The 18,304-nt window shown below is 72.8% G+C and carries 15 protein-coding genes and 2 pseudogenes; 9 read left to right on the forward strand and 8 right to left on the reverse strand.

Going from position 1 to position 18,304, the window contains the following annotated elements; all coding sequences use genetic code 11:
- Positions 1-8: 8 nt before the first annotated feature.
- Together DEJ51_RS29420 and DEJ51_RS29425 are read right to left on the reverse strand one after the other, a co-directional pair.
- Entirely contained in the window at positions 9-542 is a 534-nt protein-coding gene (locus tag DEJ51_RS29420) for a DUF1990 family protein (protein WP_150260594.1), read from the reverse strand.
- Complete coding sequence (locus DEJ51_RS29425; RefSeq protein WP_150260596.1) at positions 539-1,450, reverse strand: YndJ family protein; 912 nt, start codon at positions 1,448-1,450, stop codon at positions 539-541. The genes DEJ51_RS29420 and DEJ51_RS29425 overlap by 4 nt, the downstream gene beginning before the upstream one ends.
- Positions 1,451-1,612: 162 nt before the next feature.
- Between DEJ51_RS29425 and DEJ51_RS29430 the strand changes: the two genes are divergently transcribed.
- The 5 genes from DEJ51_RS29430 to DEJ51_RS29450 all read left to right on the forward strand — a co-directional run bounded on the left by DEJ51_RS29430 (position 1,613) and on the right by DEJ51_RS29450 (position 7,160).
- On the forward strand, positions 1,613-2,893 hold the full coding sequence (locus DEJ51_RS29430; protein WP_190620732.1) for a DUF6777 domain-containing protein: 1,281 nt from the start codon (positions 1,613-1,615) through the stop codon (positions 2,891-2,893).
- Positions 2,874-4,964, forward strand: coding sequence for a SpoIIE family protein phosphatase (locus DEJ51_RS29435; protein WP_150260598.1), 2,091 nt, complete (start codon positions 2,874-2,876; stop codon positions 4,962-4,964). Before DEJ51_RS29430 ends, DEJ51_RS29435 begins: the two co-directional genes overlap by 20 nt.
- Positions 4,965-5,076: 112 nt before the next feature.
- Entirely contained in the window at positions 5,077-5,733 is a 657-nt protein-coding gene (locus DEJ51_RS29440) for a class I SAM-dependent methyltransferase (RefSeq protein ID WP_150260600.1), read from the forward strand.
- Positions 5,734-5,886: 153 nt separating this feature from the next.
- Positions 5,887-6,747 carry an Fpg/Nei family DNA glycosylase gene (locus tag DEJ51_RS29445; protein ID WP_150260602.1) on the forward strand — a complete coding sequence of 287 codons (861 nt, stop codon included), beginning with the start codon at positions 5,887-5,889 and terminating at the stop codon, positions 6,745-6,747.
- A gap of 26 nt (positions 6,748-6,773) precedes the next feature.
- Positions 6,774-7,160, forward strand: a complete 387-nt coding sequence (locus DEJ51_RS29450; RefSeq protein ID WP_150260604.1) for a hypothetical protein — start codon at positions 6,774-6,776, stop codon at positions 7,158-7,160.
- A gap of 72 nt (positions 7,161-7,232) precedes the next feature.
- Here the strand turns inward: DEJ51_RS29450 and DEJ51_RS35295 are convergent, their stop codons facing one another.
- The 3 genes from DEJ51_RS35295 to DEJ51_RS29465 all read right to left on the reverse strand — a co-directional run bounded on the left by DEJ51_RS35295 (position 7,233) and on the right by DEJ51_RS29465 (position 9,296).
- Positions 7,233-7,949 (reverse strand): DUF4913 domain-containing protein, encoded by a 717-nt coding sequence (locus DEJ51_RS35295; RefSeq protein ID WP_223836023.1) that lies wholly within the window; start codon positions 7,947-7,949, stop codon positions 7,233-7,235.
- 90 nt (positions 7,950-8,039) lie between these two features.
- On the reverse strand, positions 8,040-8,504 hold the full coding sequence (locus DEJ51_RS29460) for a hypothetical protein (RefSeq protein ID WP_190621023.1): 465 nt from the start codon (positions 8,502-8,504) through the stop codon (positions 8,040-8,042).
- A gap of 252 nt (positions 8,505-8,756) precedes the next feature.
- Positions 8,757-9,296, reverse strand: coding sequence for a sigma-70 family RNA polymerase sigma factor (locus DEJ51_RS29465; RefSeq protein ID WP_150260608.1), 540 nt, complete (start codon positions 9,294-9,296; stop codon positions 8,757-8,759).
- Positions 9,297-9,739: 443 nt separating this feature from the next.
- On the opposite strand from DEJ51_RS29465, the gene DEJ51_RS29470 reads away from it, so the two are divergent.
- Complete coding sequence (locus DEJ51_RS29470; RefSeq protein ID WP_150260609.1) at positions 9,740-10,939, forward strand: CapA family protein; 1,200 nt, start codon at positions 9,740-9,742, stop codon at positions 10,937-10,939.
- A 29-nt stretch (positions 10,940-10,968) separates the two neighbouring features.
- On the opposite strand, the pseudogene DEJ51_RS29475 reads toward DEJ51_RS29470, so the two are convergent.
- Positions 10,969-11,424 (reverse strand): annotated as a pseudogene (locus DEJ51_RS29475) (universal stress protein); the annotation flags it as partial.
- 104 nt (positions 11,425-11,528) lie between these two features.
- Between DEJ51_RS29475 and lysX the strand changes: the two are divergent.
- A pseudogene (lysX, locus tag DEJ51_RS29480) lies at positions 11,529-14,859 on the forward strand (bifunctional lysylphosphatidylglycerol synthetase/lysine--tRNA ligase LysX).
- A gap of 99 nt (positions 14,860-14,958) precedes the next feature.
- Positions 14,959-15,852, forward strand: coding sequence for a polysaccharide deacetylase family protein (locus DEJ51_RS29485; RefSeq protein ID WP_150260612.1), 894 nt, complete (start codon positions 14,959-14,961; stop codon positions 15,850-15,852).
- Between the two features lie 39 nt (positions 15,853-15,891).
- Here DEJ51_RS29485 and DEJ51_RS29490 read toward each other — a convergent pair whose 3' ends face one another.
- Positions 15,892-16,554 carry a class F sortase gene (locus DEJ51_RS29490; protein ID WP_150260614.1) on the reverse strand — a complete coding sequence of 221 codons (663 nt, stop codon included), beginning with the start codon at positions 16,552-16,554 and terminating at the stop codon, positions 15,892-15,894.
- A 364-nt stretch (positions 16,555-16,918) separates the two neighbouring features.
- Here DEJ51_RS29490 and DEJ51_RS29495 point away from each other — a divergent pair, with 364 nt between their 5' ends.
- Positions 16,919-17,437 (forward strand): hypothetical protein, encoded by a 519-nt coding sequence (locus DEJ51_RS29495; RefSeq protein ID WP_150260616.1) that lies wholly within the window; start codon positions 16,919-16,921, stop codon positions 17,435-17,437.
- Between the two features lie 98 nt (positions 17,438-17,535).
- Here DEJ51_RS29495 and DEJ51_RS29500 read toward each other — a convergent pair whose 3' ends face one another.
- The gene (locus tag DEJ51_RS29500; RefSeq protein WP_150260618.1) at positions 17,536-18,117 is read right to left on the reverse strand and encodes a hypothetical protein; all 582 of its coding nucleotides are present in this window, start codon (positions 18,115-18,117) and stop codon (positions 17,536-17,538) included.
- Positions 18,118-18,304: the final 187 nt, after the last annotated feature.

Consider the following 18,304-nt stretch of genomic DNA (forward strand, 5'->3'; position numbering starts at 1 on the left):
CGGACCGGTCAGCCGGTGGCGGCCAGCTTGCGCAGGTGGTGGCCGAGGAGGCGGGCGTACTGGTGCTGGAGGACGGGGACCACCGGACCGGCGAGCCGGGTGTACCAGGCGTTCGGGCGGCTGAAGGCGGTGACCGTGAACCACACCGTGCCGTCGGGGTCCATGTCCACGACGAAGGACTCCTCGCCGCATTCGGGGTGTCCGGCCAGGGTGCCGTAGGCGAAACCGATGCGGGCGGGCTCGTACGCGGTCCAGATCACCTGGCACGGGGCGTCGATCCGCAGCGGCCCGAGGCCGATCCCGACGACCACCCGGCTGCCCGGCCGGACCGCGCCGACATCGGCTTGTACGCGCATGCCGGAGGTCCGGTGGGCGTGGAAGGTGGTGACCGCGGTGCCGGCGGCCTCGAAGACGGCCCGGCCGCGTCCGAGACGGGTGCGGTGGTGCAGGTGGTTGTATCCGGCGGGCAGCGGCCGGTGGGCCGTCGCACCCCGGTCGGGGTAGTTGACGGTGTCCCGGCCGGCGCTGATGAGGCGGGTCATGGCGAGGTCTCCACTCGGTCGCTGGTGTTGCTGTCGCTGTCGGTGTCGGTGTCGGTGTCGGTGTCGGTGTCGGTGGTGGGGCGGTCGGCGCCCAGCCGGCGCCAGGCGAGCACGGAGCACAGGGCGAATCCGAGGGCGTTGCCGAGGCCGTGGGTGGCGGCCATCCAGGTCAGGGTGGGGTGGGTGATCCCGGTGGCCTCGCCGGCCGCCCACCACAGGGCGAGCAGCATGGTGGCCACGAGCACCGCCGCCGAGGTGGCGAGCAGGGTCCGCGTGGCCCGGTCGGCGCCGGCCGGCCGGATCTCCCGCCAGGTGAGCAGGGCCACGGCCCACATCCCGCAGGTCAGGACCACCGCGCCCAGCAGCTCGGCCCAGTCGTCGACGAAGTAGCCCAGGAGTACGAGCAGGGTGCCCGCCGGGACGCTGTACGCCGCCCAGCGCGCGAGCCCACCGGTTTCGGCGCGGTCGCCCACGGCCCGGCACACCAGCCCGGCGACCAGGGCGGCGGCGAACCCGGCGAAGTGGAAGTGGGGCACGGTCAGCGCCAGGATGTCGAGGTCGAACCCGAAGAGCCGGTATGCGGCGCGCTCGGCGACCAGGGCGGTGGCGGCGATCGACGGTGAGACCAGTGCGGTCGCGACGGCGATCGCGGGCGGGTTCAGGGAGCGGGCGCGCAGCAGCAGGACCGGGGCCCGGGCGGCGAGTGCCAGGCAGGCCGCCGCGTACAGTGCGGCGAGCACGGCGGCCGGAGTTCCGCGGGGCAGCCACAGGCAGACTGCGCCGGGTGCGGCCGCGAGCGGCCACAGGCGGGCCGCGCGCAGAAGCCGGTCCGGGTCGATCAGCCGCAGGCCGGCCGGGACGACGTAGAGCATGCCCAGGGTGACGATCACGTTCACCAGTACCTTCACCCTGGACTCCCCCCAATGCCGCGGCCCAACGCCTTGAACGCGTTCAACTCACAGGGGTGAGCCTACGACGTTCCTTGAACATGTTCAAGAAGCGCTCCGGTTGCGTCTCCTGCGCGGATGCGGCAGACAAGAGGGAGCAACCGGGGCAAAAGGGAGATTCAAGTGAACGGATCGTCACTTCCGACACCGCGTCAGACGTCACGTCGTCATGCACCCGCCGGCACCGCCCTCTTCGCCCTCCTCGGCCTCCTCGCCGCGGCGTGCGGCGGCAGTCCGGAGCAGCCGGCCGGCGCCCCGGGAGCCGAGAGCCAGGAGGTCTACCTGCAGCCCGTGGCCTCCGCCGGCCCCGACCCCTTCACCGCCTCCTCGGCCACGGCGGAGTCCGCCCCGGTGCAGCCCCCGCTGCCCAACCCGACCGGCCAGGGCATCCGCACCGTCAACGCGGCCACCCCCGGCCTGTACGGAGGCACCCAGCGGCTCGGCAGCTGCGACGTGGAACAGCAGGTCCGCTTCCTGACCGACGACGAGGCCAAGGCCCAGGCGTTCGCCGAGGCGTCGAACATCGAAGTGGCGAAGATCCCCGACTTCCTGCGCGGCCTGACCCCCGTCGTCCTGCGCGCCGACACCCGGGTCACCAACCACGCCTTCCGCGACGGCTCCGCCGACGGCTTCCAGTCCGTCCTCCAGGCCGGCACCGCCGTCCTCGTGGACGAGCACGGGATGCCCCGCGTCCGCTGCGGCTGCGGAAACCCGCTGGCCTCTCCGCGCACCGCCAAGGGATCCCCGGTGCACAAGGGCGACCCGTGGAGCGGCTACCAGGCCAACCAGGTCGTCGTCATCGAGCCCACCACCCATGTGATCAACAGCCTGGTGATCGTCAACATCGCCGACAACACCTGGATCGAACGCAAGCGCGGCGACGACGGCGCGCAGGACCGGCCCCCGAAGGCGCTGCCCCCCTTCGACCCGTCCGCCGGAATCCCGGACGGCCCCGTCACCGCGCCGGGGTCCGCGTCCGGCGGGCCCTGCCCCCCGGACCAGGCCGCCCCGGGCTCGCCGAACGCCCCGGCCGCCCCGGCTCCGGGGGCGACGGACTGCCCGCAGACCTCGCAGAGCTCACCCGGCGGGAGCCCGCCGCGGAGCCCCGGCAAGCCGTCGAACCCGTCCACCCGGCCGCAGGAACCGGAGCAGCCGCAGCAGCGGCCGCCGTCCGGCAACTCCTCGGACCCGCTGACCGACCTGCCGCTGGACCCCGGTGAGCAGGCGTTCCCCATGGACCCGGACGGCTCGGGGGCGCTGCCCGGCGACTCGGTGAACCCCTTCGGCCCGGACATCCCGTCCGACCCCTACACCCCTTACGATCCCAACGCCCCCCTCACCGTCCCGGACCAGGACCTGCAGCCGCAGCCGTCGGACGGGGGCCATGCGCTGGAGAGCGCCTGACCGGCCCGTGTGTCATGGTGGATCGGTGCCGACCACCGTATCGCTGCCGGACGACTGGCCCGCACACCCGGACCGGTCGCTCTCGCTGAACCGCATGGGCAGTTTCGACTGGGACCTGATCACCGGTCTCATGCACATGGACGAAGCCGCCCTCGACGTCTTCGACACGACTCCCGACGAGTACGACGGCCGGCCGGAGTCGCTCGACCCGCGCGTCCCCGCCGCCGAGGGCGCCCGGCTCGACGCCCTCGTCTCCTCCGCCCTCAAGAGCGGCGAGGACAGCTACGGCGCCTACTTCCGCATCCGCTGCCACGACGGACGGCTGCGCTGGACGCACACCCAGGGCCGCGTCATGCGCGGCCAGGACGGCCGCCCGTACCGGATCATCGGCATCGTCCGGGACGCCACCGACGAGCTCAGCCACTCGGCGGAGCGGCTCGGCCTGGACGAGGAGCGGCGCCGCCAGACGTCGGTGGTCGAGTCCACCACCGCCGCCCTCGCGCACGCCCGCACCGTGCAGGACGTCATCGACGTCATCGGTGACGCCCACGGGCTGGAACGGCTCGGCTCGATGGGCATGGTGATGGGCCTCGTCGAAGCCGGCCGGATCCACCTGGTCGCCGAGGGGCCGGAGGACAGCTTCGTCCCCGGCACCCGCTACACCCGGATCGACGAGCAGTACCCGATGAGCGAGGTCGTCCGCTCGCTGGAGCCGCGCTTCCTCGACTCGGCGCAGGAATTCGCCCGGGACTACCCCGGGCTCTGGGCCAGGATCTCGTACATGCGGATCTCGGCGGCCGCCTACCTGCCGCTCATCGCCCAGGCCCGCCCCATCGGCGCGATCGGCTTGCTCTACCAGGACAAGGACGGCTTCACCCAGGAGGAGCGGAACCTGCTCGTCGCCCTGGGCAGCAGCATCGCGCAGAGCCTCCAGCGGGCCATGCTGCTGGAGCAGGAGCACGACCTGGCCGAGGGCCTCCAGCAGGCCATGCTGCCGCGCCGGATCCCGTCGGTGGCCGGCGGCGAGATCGCCGTACGGTACCGGTCCGCCCGGATGGGGCAGGACATCGGCGGCGACTGGTACGACGTCATCCCGCTGCCCGGCGGCCGGGTCGGCGCCGTCATCGGCGACGTCCAGGGCCACGACACGCATGCGGCGGCCGTCATGGGCCAGCTCCGGATCGTGCTGCGCGCGTACGCCGCCGAGGGGCACTCGCCCGGCACGGTCATGGCCAGGGCCTCCGTCTTCCTCCACGAGCTGGACACCGACCGGTTCGCGACCTGCACGTACGTGGAGGCCGACCTCTCGACGGGCGTCCTCCAGGTGGTCCGGGCGGGCCACATCGACCCGCTGCTGCGCACCCGCGACGGGGACTGCCACCGGCTCCCGGTGGCGGGCGGGATGCCGCTCGGTCTCTCGGCGGAGTTCGGCCGCCTGGAGTACCCGGTGACCACCGTGGAGCTGGACCCCGGGGAAACGGTCCTGCTGTGCACCGACGGCCTGGTGGAACAGCCCGGCGCCGACCTCGACGACGGGATCCAGCTGCTGACCTCCCACATCCGCCGAGGCCCTGCGGACCTGCAGCTCCTCGCGGACCTGCTGTGCGAGATCGTCGACGAACGGGGCGGGGACGACGACATGGCACTGCTCCTGCTGCGCCGCCACGTGGTGCCCGCCCAGGAGGGCGGCGGCCGGCTCCAGCAGCACGTGGCACCGGGCGACCCGGAGGCCCTGGTGGCGGCCCGGCACATGATCGGGGCGGCGGTACGGTCGTGGGGCGCGCGGGAACGCGCCGACGAGATCGAACTGGTCGCGGACGAGCTGATCGTGAACGCCCTGATGCACACGGACGGCCCGGCGATCGTGACCCTGCGGGTCCTCGCAGGTCCCCAGCGCCGGCTCCGGGTGGAGGTGGAGGACCGCTCCAGCGCACTGCCGCGCCGCCGCGAGGCGGGGGAGTCGGGAGTCTCCGGACGGGGCCTGATGCTGGTGGACCGGCTGGCGGACGTCTGGGGTGTGGAGCCGCGCGGCGGCGGCAAATGCGTGTGGTGCGAGTTCGTGATGGGCTGACCCCCGCCCCGGCCCGACCCGACGCGCCCCGCTCCCCGCCCTGGCCGGCACGGCACCTCGTCGTCGCCGGTTGTCGGTGCCGTTGTCGGTGCCGTCCGGCAGGATCACCGTCATGCCCGGACCCACCCGCGCCATCACCGAGTACTGGAACGCCGCCGCGGCCGCGTTCGACGACGAGCCGGATCACGGCCTGCGGCAGGAGCCCACCCGCGCCGCGTGGGCCCGGCTGCTGAGGTCCTGGCTGCCCGCCGGGCCGGCCGACGTCCTCGACGCCGGCTGCGGCACCGGTTCGCTGTCCCTGCTGCTGGCCGAGGCCGGACACCGGGTGACCGGCGTGGACCTCGCGCCCCGGATGGTCGAGCGGGCCGAGGCCAAGCTCGCGCAGGCGGGCCTGCCGGGGCGCTTCCTCGTCGGCGACGCCGCGGATCCCCCGACCGGGCAGGAACGGTACGACGCGCTGCTCTGCCGCCACCTGCTGTGGACCCTGCCCGATCCCGGGGCCGCGCTCCGCGCGTGGGTCGCGCGGCTCCGCCCGGGAGGGCGACTCGTACTGGTCGAGGGACGGTGGCGGCAAGCCGGTGACAGCGGCGTGCCCTATGTCGCCGGAGCCGAGGCGCTCCCCTGGTCCGGCGGGGTCACCGCCGTGGATCTGGCCGCCACGCTCCGGCCCCTGGTGTCCGGCCTGCGTATCGAACCACTCGATGAAGACGCCGAGTTGTGGGGCGGACCCGTGGCCGACGAGCGGTACGCGCTGATCGCCCGGATCTGACCGGCGCGGTGCACGGGGCGGCCCCGCCGACTCCGCTCAGCGCTGTGAACGGGGGAAACCAGGAGATCACGATCCACTTCTACCGCATCTGCGCGACGGGATGAGGCCGGTGCCCGGCTCGCGCTTCGCCCGGGGCGGCGGCAGGCTGGGAGCATGCCGGAGCTGCCCGAGGTCGAGGCCCTGCGGGAGTACCTCGACGAGCACCTCACCGGGCGGGTGGTCGAGCGCGTCCTCCCGCTCGCCGTGAGCGTGCTCAAGACCTACGACCCGCCACTGACCGCCCTGGAAGGACAGCAGGCCGGCACCACCGCCCGGTACGGCAAGTTCCTGGCCCTGCCGGTCGGTGAGGTCCACCTCGTGACGCACCTGGCCCGGGCCGGCTGGCTGCGCTGGCAGGACAGCCTGCCCGGGCAGCCGCCGCGCCCCGGCAAGGGACCGCTCGCGCTGCGCGTCTCCCTCGTCGGCGGGGGCGGCTTCGACCTCACCGAGGCCGGTACGCAAAAGCGCCTCGCCGTGTACGTGGTCCACGACCCGCAGGAGGTGCCCGGCATCGCCCGCCTCGGCCCCGATCCACTCGCCGAGGACTTCGACCGGGACGCCTTCGCCGCGCTGCTCGCGGGGGAGCGGCGCCAGATCAAGGGCGTGCTGCGGGACCAGAGCGTGATCGCGGGAATCGGCAACGCCTACAGCGACGAGATCCTGCACGCCGCCAGGGTCTCGCCGTTCAAGCTCGCCGCCTCCTTCACCGAGGAGCAGCTCACCGAGCTCTACGAGGCCGTGCGGAGCACCCTGGGCGAGGCCGTCGGACGGGCCCACGGGGTGGCCGCGGGAAAACTCAAGGCCGAGAAGAAGAGCGGCCTGCGGGTGCACGGCCGGGCCGGGGAGCCGTGCCCGGTCTGCGGGGACACCGTACGCTCGGTGTCCTTCGCCGACTCGTCCCTGGAGTACTGCCCCACCTGCCAGACGGGTGGGAAGCCGCTCGCGGACCGGCGGCTGTCCCGCCTCCTCAAATAGGCCGCCGCTGCGTAGACTCCGGCACCATGGCCGAGGAGCAGCAGCCACCACCGCCCCGGCGCGAGACCGTCACCGGGGTTCCCCGGGGTGCCCGGCGCCGGCCGCCCGCGCACACCCCCGCCCGCTCGGAGATCTCCGAGCAGACCACCCTGGGCGCCACCTACGTCCGGGCTCTGATGCGCAGTCAGTTCCGTGCGGCCCTGGGCGCGTTGGCGGCGCTCGTGGCCCTGATCGGGACCCTGCCCCTGGTGTTCGCGGTGTCGCGCGACGGGACGGGGCCGCTCGTCTGGGTGGCGCTGGGCCTGCTGGTGTATCCGGTGATGTGGCTCATCGCCCGGTGGTACGTCACCCGGGCGGAGCGCAACGAGGCCGATTTCACCGGCCTGGTGATGGATCCGGCCGACCGCGGTTAGGTCGTCTCCTGCGGATGCCGCCGGCCGGGCCCGCGGCGCCCGGTGCCGTGCCGGGCAGGGCGTCGGGGCGTCCTACGTCGGCTCGTACGGTTCCACCGGGAGCGGGCCGAGCGGTTCCCGCGCGTGTCCCTCGGGCGAGCAGGCGGCGAACGGGCCCTGCCGGGGGTCCATCAGGACCTTGAGGTGTGGATCCGCGTGATGGATCCACCACGTCGTCATGCCGAGGGCCGGATCGTGCCGCAGGTGCTCCCAGGCCAGCCAGAGCGCGGACAGCCGGGCCCCCGCCTCGGGGTGCTCCCACCAGTGCGGACACCAGGTCGCTGAGGTCCCGTCCAGGGGGCGGCGGATCATGACCGCCAGGTAGTCGGTGACGAAGGCGAAGACGTCGGCGAAGTAGAACTCGGCGGCCTCGCCGCCCGCTTCCGGCGTCTGCGTCTGCGCCGGCGTGCCGGACACCGGAAGCGGCTCCGGATCCGGCCGGGGGAGGGGGTACAGCGCCAGCAGCGAGCCGAGGGCGCCGTCGCCGCGCCCAAGCTCCGCCAGAAGCCAGCTGAGGAGCAGGTCCTGCGACTCGGCGACCTCGGCGTAGGCGTCGGCGGCCAGGGACGCGACGATCCGCTCCCTCCATTCGTTCAGCCGCCTTCTCCAGCGCTCCTCCTCGACGGCCGTCCGGGACCCGGACAGGAAGCGCGCCACCGCCCACTGGTGTTCCTGCCAGGCATCGCCGTCGGCGTCGGCCGTCACCCGCGCCGCCACCCGTTGCGCGTGCTCGCTCGCTTTGCTGTCCATGGAACCGATGAGCGCCTTTCAAGCCAGTGAAGGAGTGTGCTGATCATATGAGTTCAGCGTCCTGTGGCCGTGCCTGCGCCCGCGGCATTGTCAGAACAGGTGCATCGCCAGATGTCCCAGCGGCAGTCCCAGTTGCCAGGCCGGGGTCCACACCCGTGCGTTCTCGTCCAGTTCCTGCGGTGGGTCGTCGTGGTCGGGCCGCCCGGGGTCGAGGTTGGTGGCGAACAGTTCGGTGCCGTCCAGCCAGCGCCACGCCGCCCTGGCCAGTTCCAGGTCGGGGTCCCCGCCGTCGCCGCGTTCCCGGGCCTCCTCGCCGAGCGCCAGGAACCGGGTGTGCACCCAGTCGCGCCAGGGGTGTCCGTACGCCGTGAGCGACAGCCACTCGTCGAGCTGCGAGACCACGCGGATGCCGGAGAGCTCGCCCGCGGCGTCCGAGAGGTAGATCGTCAGGGCGAGCGTGTCCCGTCCGGCCCGGAACTCCAGGGTGCTGACCGGGATGAGCCGGCCCGTGCGCAACAGTTCGTCCGCGATGTACTCGGCGTACAGCCAGGCCATGGGCACCGCGAGCCCGCCGTCACTGGTGCCGTTACTACCCTCGGGCTGCACCGTTCCACCTTCTCCCGCGTTTCGAGCGTCCCGTCTTCAGCCCTGAGCCTTCACCGAGCGACTCGCGGAGCGGGGGATGTTTACTCAACTTGCACGCTCTGATGCCGAAAACGACGCGTTTTATGTCCGGTCCGCATCTATTCACGGCGTTAACCGATCTTTCGCCGTGTCGCGGCCCCGGCAGCGTCCGGAAGCGGCGGCCTACGCGCCGAGGTCGTACCCGTACCCCTGCAGGCCCTTCTTCAGGGCGCGAAGGGCGTAGTGCGTGCGGGACTTGACGGTACCGGCCGGGATGCCGAGTTCGGCGGCGGCCTCGGCCACCGAGCGGTCGCGGAAGTAGACCTGCATCAGCACCTCGCGGTGTTCCGGTCCCAGCGACCCCACGGCCCGCCGCACGTCGATCGCCGTGACCGAGCCGGCCACCGCGTCCTGGGGCTCGGGTGCGTGTTCCAGCACCTCGGGATCCACCTCGAGCGGCCGTGACAGCCGGGCCCGCCGGGCGTCGATCGCGAGGCGCCGGGCCACCGTGAACAGCCAGGGCCGCATGGAGTCGTGCCCGCTGGACAGCGCCTCCGGGTGCTGCCAGACCCGTACGAGGGTCTCCTGTACGAGGTCCTCCGCGCGCTGGGCGTCCCCGGCCGTGAGGCCGACCAGGAATCCGAACAGGGCCCGACCGTGGTCGCGCTGGAGTTCGGCGAGTGCCTCGGGGGCCGTACGCGGGAGGGTGGGGGAGAGCGGCACGAGGGGCTCCTTCCGGGGTGCGTGGGGGCCGTGGAGGTGGCGACACGTCCACCCTGACCTGCACGGAGCCCACCCGGAACCGTCCGGCCCCGGCGTTGCGCCCAACCACCCGGGTCGTCCGCCGGGCGGCCGTGCGGGTCGGTGAACGGTCGAACGGCGCGGCGAACGGCAGGCGCGGAGGTCGCCGGTGCCGCCGGTGCCGCCCGGGTCCGGGGGTGGCCGCCCGGGTCCGGGGGTGGCCGCCCGGGTCCGCGGGTGTCCGCCTGGGTCCGCGGGTGTCCGCCTGGGTCCGCGGGTGTCCGCCGGGTTCCGCCGCCGTCCGTGTCCGCCGTTCGGGTGGGCGTGTGTCCGCGAGACGGATCCGTTCCTTGACTTACGGCGGGTAGTTATATGGATTGCATGTGATCACATGTCAGATAATCGTATTAATGAAGGCAGGGCACATGACCACGCGAATCCGGCCGCAGGTGCTCGCCCTCCTGTCGGCCGTCCTGCTGTCCGCCGCCGCCGGATGCTCGGCCACCGGGAGCTCCGCACCGGCCCGCCTCGGGGACTCCGGCGGACCGGCGGCCCCCACCACCGCCGCCGGACCGCCCGCCGCCCGGGGATTCACCCTGGTCGCGAGCGGCGACGTACTGCCGCACACCTCCGTCATCCAGCGCGCGGCGGACGACGCGGGCGGCGACGGCTACGACTTCAGGCCGATGTTCTCGGGGGTCAAGCCCCTGGTCTCCGCAGCCGACCTCGCCCTCTGCCACATGGAGACCATCTACGGGGAGGAGGGCGGGCCCTTCTCCGGCTACCCGGCCTTCACCTCTCCGCCAAAGGTCGCCGACGGGCTGAAGGACGCCGGGTACGACGGCTGCTCCACCGCCTCGAACCACACCCTCGACGACGGGAGCGCGGGCCTGCGCCGCACGCTGGACCGCTTCGACAAGGTCGGCCTGGGGCACGCCGGCTCCGCCCGCACGGCCGCCGAGGCGGCCAAGGTGACCACGTACACGGCGGGCTCCGCCAAGGTGGCGCACCTCGCCTACACCTACGACACCAACGGCTACCCGCTGCCCGACGGCCAGCCGTGGGCGGTCAACCTGATGAAGCAGGACAAGATCATCGCGGATGCGCGGGCGGCCCGGAAGGCGGGCGCGGACGTGGTGCTGGTGAGCGTGCACTGGGGTACGGAATGGGAGACCGAGCCGGACGACACCCAGCTCTCGCTCGGCAAGGCGCTCACCGCCTCGCAGACCGGCGGCCGCCCCGACATCGACATGATCCTCGGCACGCACGCGCACATCCCGCAGCCCTACGAGAAGGTCAACGGGACCTGGATCGTCTACGGCATGGGCGACCAGGTTGCAGGCGAGATGTTCAACCACACCGGTGCCCGGGACATGCGGGGCAACTACGGCTCGATCGGCCGGTTCACCTTCGCCCCGCCGGCCGCGGCCGGACAGCGCTGGCAGGTGACCAAGGCCGAGTTCGTACCGCAGATGATGGACCTCTCGGCGGGCCGCGTCGTCCACCTGCCCGACGCCCTCGCCGAGGACCCCGGGCGCGAGGACTACGAGAACGCCCGCGACGCCATCGGCGAGGCCGTCCTCAGCCGCGGCGCCGCCAAGGACGGCCTGACCATGGGCAGGTAGGACGCGGGGCGGGGCCCGGAGAACCTACGGACCACGGTGACGGGCCAGCGGCCCGCCTTCACCAGGCGGATCGCCACCGACCCCACGATCCGGTGGCCCGCCTGTTCGGAAGCGCCGACCACCACCGCGTCCGCCATCAGCTCGTCCGCCGCGCTCGCCAGGCCGGCGTACGGGTCGCCGCGGAAGGTGTGGAACTGCCAGCGCACCTCGTAGATGCCCTTGAGGCGCTCCGCCGACGCGCGGATCTCGGCCACCAGGCCCTCCGCGATCTCCCCGGTGGTGTCCGCCACCGGCGCGCCCAGCGCGGCGCCGGCCGCGATCACCGGCTGGACGTACACGAGGGCCAGCAGGGCGTTCTGCCGCCGGGCCAGGCCCGCCGCGTAGGCCGCGGCCCGCAGCGAGGACTCCGATCCGTCCACCCCGGCCAGGATCACCTTCGGGCCGTCGGTACCGCGTTCGAATTCCGTGTTCACGTGCTCCGTCACCCTGCCGAGGATAGGCCGTGCCCCCGGACGCCCGGAGCACGGCCCGGGGATCACCCCTCCCGCTCGGCGCGCGCACGGGCGCCGCCCTCCCTACAGTGCGAACCATGAGTGCCACCAGCACAGCCGTGGAGGAGAAGCACGGAACCCGGAACCGCTTCCTGAACCGGGTGCCCGACGGGTTCGGCGCGTTCTTCGGAACGCTCGGCCTGCTCTGCGCCCTGCTCGCGCTCTCGCCCACGCTGCGGCGGCTCCTGCGGCACATCGTGCGGTTCCTCGACCTGATCGTCGTACCGGTCAGCGCGAACCTCGCCTACGCCGTCTTCCTCTTCCTCCTCGCGGCCGCCCTCGGCACCCGCAAGAAGGTCGCCTGGTGGATCGTCATCACCTATTTGGCCCTGCTCATCGTCGACGACGTGCTGGAGATGGCCGTCGGCGAGTACTGGATCGGCGTCCCGTCCATGGTCATCGCGGTCGCGGCGATGGCCGTGCTGATCGCCGCCCGCGACGAGTTCTACGCAGCCTCCCGCCCCGGGGCCCTGTGGCACGCCCTGTTCGTCCTCGGGGTCGGCCTGCTCGCCGCCGTACTCGCGGGCTGGGCGCTCGTCGCCCTCTTCCCCGGCACCCTGCCCAAGGGGCAGTGGCTCGACTGGGCCGCCAAGGAGGTCTTCGGCGGTCTCTTCTCGGCCAGGGAGTTCGACGGCCACCCACCCCGGCCGCTCTCCTTCCTGCTCGGCCTCTTCGGCGCCGCCGCCCTGCTGAACGCAGCCATGACCCTCTTCCGCTCCCAGCGTCTGACCGCCGCCCTGCACGGCGACGAGGAGCCCCGCATCCGCGCCCTCCTCGGCGCCTACGGACGCAACGACTCCCTCGGCTACTTCGCCACCCGGCGCGACAAGGCCGTCGTCTTCGCCCCCAACGGCAAGGCCGGCGTGACCTACCGCGTCGAGGCGGGTGTCTGCCTCGCCAGCGGGGACCCGGTCGGCGACCCCGCCTCCTGGACCGCCGCCATCGACGCCTGGCTGGCCGTGGCCCGGCGCTACGGCTGGCAGCCCGCCGTCATGGGTGCCTCCGAGGAGGGCGCCACCGCCTACGGCCGTTCCGGTCTCGGCGCACTGCAGCTCGGCGACGAGGCCATCCTGCACGTGGCCCACTTCGACCTCGACGGCCGCGACATGCGCGTCACCCGGCAGGCCGTCAACCGGGTCCGGCGCACCGGGGCCACCACCGTCATCCGCCGCCACTCCGCCCTCTCCGAGGACGAGATGCAGAGGATCGTCGAAAGCGCCGACAAATGGCGCGACACCGAGACCGAGCGCGGCTTCTCCATGGCCCTGGACCGGCTCGGCGACCGCGCCGACGGGGACTGCCTGCTGGTCGAGGCCTTCGACGACCGGGGCGAGCTGATCGCCCTGCTCTCCTTCGTCCCCTGGGGCAACGACGGCATCTCCCTCGACCTGATGCGCCGCGACCGCACCGCCCCCAACGGGGTCATGGAGTTCATGGTCGCGCAGCTCTGCGCCGCCGCCCCCGGCCTCGGCGTACGCCGGATCTCCCTCAACTTCGCCGTCTTCCGCTCCGCCTTCGAGGAGGGCGGCCGGATCGGCGCCGGCCCCGTCCTCAAACTGTGGCGCAAGCTCCTTCTCTTCTTCTCCCGCTGGTGGCAGCTGGAGGCGCTCTACCGCTCGAACGTCAAGTACGGCCCCGAGTGGTACCCGCGCTTCCTCTGCTACCAGGACGCCGGCTCGCTCGCCCGGGTCAGCCTCGCCTCCGGCATCGCGGAAGGCTTCGTCTCCGTACCCAGCCTGCGCACCCTGTGGGGCAACGGCCACCCCAAGGGCCTCACCGCCCCGGTCACCACCGAGGGGCTGCCCTCCATCGAGTCCCTCGGCCTGGACGCGGCCGGGCAGGAGGCCCCGGGAGTCCCGGCCGAGCGGCTGCCCGAACAGGTCCGCGTCCGCCACGCGAAGCTGGACCGCATCCGCGCGGCCGGCACCGACCCGTATCCGGTGGGGATCCCCGCGCGCACCCACACCGTCGCGGAACTGAAGGCCACCCACCGGGGTCAGCCCGGCCGCCCCCCCCCTCCCGCCGGGTGCCCGGACCGGAGAACAGGCCACCCTCGCCGGGCGCGTGATGCTCGTACGCGACCTCGGCGGCGTGGTCTTCGCCGTCCTGCGCGACTGGTCCGGGGACATGCAGCTGATGCTCACCCGCGACGAGAGCGGGGCCGAGGTGCTGGACTCCTTCACCTCCCAGGTCGACTTCGGCGACCACGTCCTCGTCAGCGGCGAGACCGGCGCCAGCAAGGCCGGCGAACCGTCCCTCGTGGTCCGGTCCTGGCAGCTCACCGGCAAGTGCCTGCGCCCCCTCCCCGACAAGCGCAAGGGGCTCGCCGACCCCGAGGCCCGCGTCCGGCGCCGCTACCTCGACCTCGTCGCGAGCCCGGAGGCCCGGGACGTCGTACGGGCGCGCTCCAGCGCGGTCCAGGCCCTGCGCCAGGGACTGCTCGACCGCGGCTACCTGGAGGTCGAGACGCCGATGCTGCAGCAGATCCACGGCGGCGCCAACGCCCGGCCCTTCCGCACCCACATCAACGCCTACGACCTCGACCTCTACCTGCGCATCGCGCCCGAGCTCTACCTCAAGCGGCTCTGTGTCGGCGGCATGGAGAAGGTCTTCGAGATGGGCCGCACCTTCCGCAACGAGGGCGTCTCCTACAAGCACAACCCCGAGTTCACGATGCTGGAGGCCTACCAGGCCTTCGCCGACTACGACGTGATGCTCGACCTCACCCGCGAACTGATCCAGGGCGCCGCCACCGCCGCCTTCGGCTCGCCCGTCGCCCACAAGGCCGGACCGGACGGGAAGCTCGTCGTCCACGACATCTCAGGGACCTGGCCGGTCAAGACCATGTACGGGGCCATCAGCGAGGCCCTCGGCGAAGCGGTCGACGCCGACACCGACGAGCAGGTGCTGCGCCGGCTGTGCGACCGGGCGTCGGTCCCGCACGCCCCCGAGGACACCCGCGGCGACGTGGTGCTGGAGATGTACGAGCGCCTCGTGGAGGAGCGCACCAAGCTGCCCACCTTCTACAAGGACTTCCCCACCGACGTCTCCCCGCTCACCCGCCAGCACCGCCGGGACCCCCGGCTCGCCGAACGCTGGGACCTGGTCGCCTTCGGCACCGAACTGGGCACCGCCTACTCGGAGCTGACCGACCCGGTGGAACAGCGCCGCCGCCTCACCGCCCAGTCCCTGCTCGCGGCGGGCGGCGACCCGGAGGCGATGGAACTCGACAACGACTTCCTGGACGCCCTGGAGTACGCGATGCCGCCCACGGGCGGCCTCGGCATCGGCGTGGACCGCCTCGTCATGTTCCTCACGGGCCTGACGATCCGCGAGACCCTCCCCTTCCCACTGGTCCGCCGCGGCTGACCGGGCCGGGGGCCGTCGGCATGGGCCGACCGGGTGAGGCGTAGAGGGTGCGTCCGCGCCTCTCGACAACTTCGGCGATGTCGTTGATACGTAGTAATAATGAAAAATGACGAGCCGACAGTAGGGCGGCGCGCGGTCCTGCGTACCGCCGTCTTCCTCGGGGTCGCCGCGGCCTCCGGCCTGCTCAGCGTGCGTGGTGAGAGCGGTACCGGCGCGCCGGGGGAGGGTCCGGGCGGGTCCGGAGCACCAAGCGGGCCGGGGGCGCGGCCCGCCGCCGGTGCGCCGGGGCTGAAGGCGCGGGCGCTGCCCGAGAAGTCGTACCGGCTGCAGCCGATGACCGCCGACGCGCCGGTGCGCGCGGCGGCCGTCAAGCCGGCCGTGAGAACCCGGCCCATCCTGGAACTGCCCGCCGCGGAAGCCGCGTCGGCCCACATGGTGCTCACCTTCGACGACGGCCCGGACCCCCGCTACACCCCCGCCATCCTCGACACCCTCGCCCGGTACGGCGTCCGCGCCATGTTCTTCGTCTGCGGGGAGATGGCCACCGAGAACCGGAACCTGTTGCGCCGGATGGTTGACGAGGGACACGTCATCGGCAACCACACCTGGACCCACCCGCTCATCCCCCAGCTCAGCCGTCCCGCCCTCGCCTCCGAGATCGGCCGCACGAGCGAGGTCGTACAGCAGACGGTCGGCGAGGCGCCGCTGTGGTTCCGGGCCCCCTACGGAGCCTGGAACCGGGCCGCCTTCGAGATCGGGTCCGAGCTCGGTATGGAACCGCTCGCCTGGACCGTGGACACCCTGGACTGGAAGGAACCGGGGACCCCGACGATCATCTCCAGGGTCCTGGAAGGCGCGGCCCCCGGCGTGATCGTCCTCTCGCACGACGCCGGCGGCAACCGGTCGCAGAGCGTCCAGGCGATCTCCTCGTACCTTCCCCAACTCCTCGCGCGCGGCTACCGGATGACCCTCCCGGTGCTGCCGCCGCGCTGAGCCGGGGCCGGTCGCGGCGGATACCTGACACCTCCGGCCTCAGCGGGCCTCCACCATGCGGGCGAAGACGACCACGTTGCCGTCGTAGCCGCGGGCCTTCGAATATCCGCCGCCGCAGGTGATCACCCGGAGTTCCGCGTGCCCGGTGTCCCCGTACACCCGGGCTCCGGGGAAGGCCTCCTTGGAGAACACCTCCACCCCGTAGACCTCGAACACCGCCGTGCGGCCGTCGTAGCGCTCCACCTCGATGTGGTTGCCCGGCTTGAGCGAGCCGAGGCCGTAGAAGACGGCGGGGCCCTGCGCGTTGTCCACGTGCCCGACGATCACCGCGGAGCCCCGCTGGCCCGGCGAGATGCCGTTGAGGTACCAGCCGGCGAGATTGCGGTCCTGCGGGGGAGGCGCGTCGATCCAGCCCTCCGCGTCCAGCCCGACCGTCATCACCGGCGCGTCCACGTTGATCGTGGGAATCCGGATGCGCTGGACCGACGAGTGCTCCAGCACCTCCATGTCCGCGGGGGGTGTGGGCGGATTCGCCGGCAGCTGGTCGGAGGTCACCGCGACGGCCGAGGCCGCGGTGGGCTGCGGAGGCCCGTCGCCGACGTCCACACCGTTGCGCACCATGGCGAGCCCGGTGAGCATGACCAGGGCGAGTACGCCCCACGGCGAGTATCTGCGTTTCTGCCCGGTCTCGTCCTCGCCCATGGTTCTCCCTTCCCGACGCGGGGGTCCCGACCCGCGTTCCTGTCCCGCCCCTGTACGCCCTGCTCCACGCACGCTAAGGCCGAGCCGGAGGGACGGCGAGGGGGGAAGGGCGAACGGGTGGCCGCCACCCGGAGGGAGCCGGAAGGGATGCGCCCATCCAGGTAATCGTCACATAAATGCCTGACGGGTCGTGACCTGCGGATCCGTCAGCTGCATTTCCCGCCCTTCGGCGTGTCGCTCAACCGGGCGGCCCAAAGCCGGAAATGCGGAGGTTGCGGGACGACCCGAGGGTTCGACGTGGGAGGCGTTCTCGTCGATCATCCGGGGCCGACGCTCCGGGGCGCTTTCCGCTGGAGGTTCCACCATGCGTGTTGTGCGCGCTCTTACCGTGGCGGCGGCAGCCTGCGCCGTGATCGGCCTCAGTGCCCCGTTCGCCTCCGCGAACCAGGATCCCGGGGGCCGGGGTGGGAACGGGGGTGGGAACGGCCCCAGCAACATCTCCGTCAACCCGTACTCCGTGCACCAGGGATCCACGATGCAGGTGAGCGCGGCGGGCTGCGGACACGGCGGTACCGTCGCCTCGCCCGGCAACTTTCCACCGGCCAACCTGTCCGCGGGCTCGATCGGCTTCGCGACCGTCCGGATCTTCAACCACGCCTCGCCGGGCCACCACACGCTGTCGGTCAAGTGCAACGACAGCAACCTCATCGCCACCCACCGCTTCACGATCCTTGAGGGCAACCCCTCGCAGGGCGGCATCGGCGGGTCCTTCGGCCCGTCCACCGCCGAGACCGCCATCGGTGCGGGCCTCGTCGGCGCCGCGGCCCTGGGCGCGGGCGCCCACGTGGTACGCCGTCGCCGCCCGCTCCGCAGCCGGGCCTGACCGGTATCCCCGGATCCGGATCCCCCGCTACCGCCGATCGCCCCGAGTCCTCGTCAGGACTCGGGGCGATCGGCGGTAGCGGGGGATGGCCGGCGGCGTCAGTGGCTACGGTCGGACCCCCTGCGGCGCAGGGCGAACACGGTGCCGCCCGCGGCGGCGAGGAACAGGCCCGCGCCGGCGCCGAGCTCCACGGGATCCATGCCGGCCACACTGCCGCCCAGGCCGCCGCGGACACCGAGTGCGGAGGACGGGGTCGGGAGGAGGGCCGTGCCCGTGCCGGTGCCGGTCCGGGTGGAGCTCGTGGTGGGGCCGGTGACGCCGCCGGCGATCGTCAGGTCGGCCGAACCGGTCTCCCCGTTGCAGGTGAAGGAGACGGAGTAGACGGCTCCGCGCCGGGCGTCCCGGTCCACGGTCACCCGTACGGTCTGGCCACGCGAGATGCTCACGGTGTCGAAGACCCCGGAGGAGGCAGTGGCGTAGGCGGCGTTGCAGCGGCTGACCGCGAGGACCGTCTGCCCCCCGGGGGCGACGGTCGAAGGCGTGAGGGTGAAGCCGAACGAGGTGATGGGCTGGGCCTCGGCAGCGGTCGCGGCGGGCGCGCCGAGGAGGCCGAGCGTGAGTACGGCGCCAGTGGCACCGGCGCTCAGCAGGGCGGTGGCGGAGGTACGTATCGCACCCATGGTTCATTCTCCGGATCCCCGAGGAGCATCCGCGGAACGGTTTTCCGCACGTGGGGGGTCGTGCGCCTCGATGTCCGACACGCTAGGTCGGGGTGCGGTGACCCGCGATCAGGAACGGGCGAATGGGGCATGCCCGTGGGCCGAACCGGGGACGGGCGACCCGTTCCCGGTTTGCGGACGGCGTGAT

The organism is Streptomyces venezuelae (genome assembly GCF_008642275.1).
Lineage (GTDB): Bacteria > Actinomycetota > Actinomycetes > Streptomycetales > Streptomycetaceae > Streptomyces > Streptomyces venezuelae_E.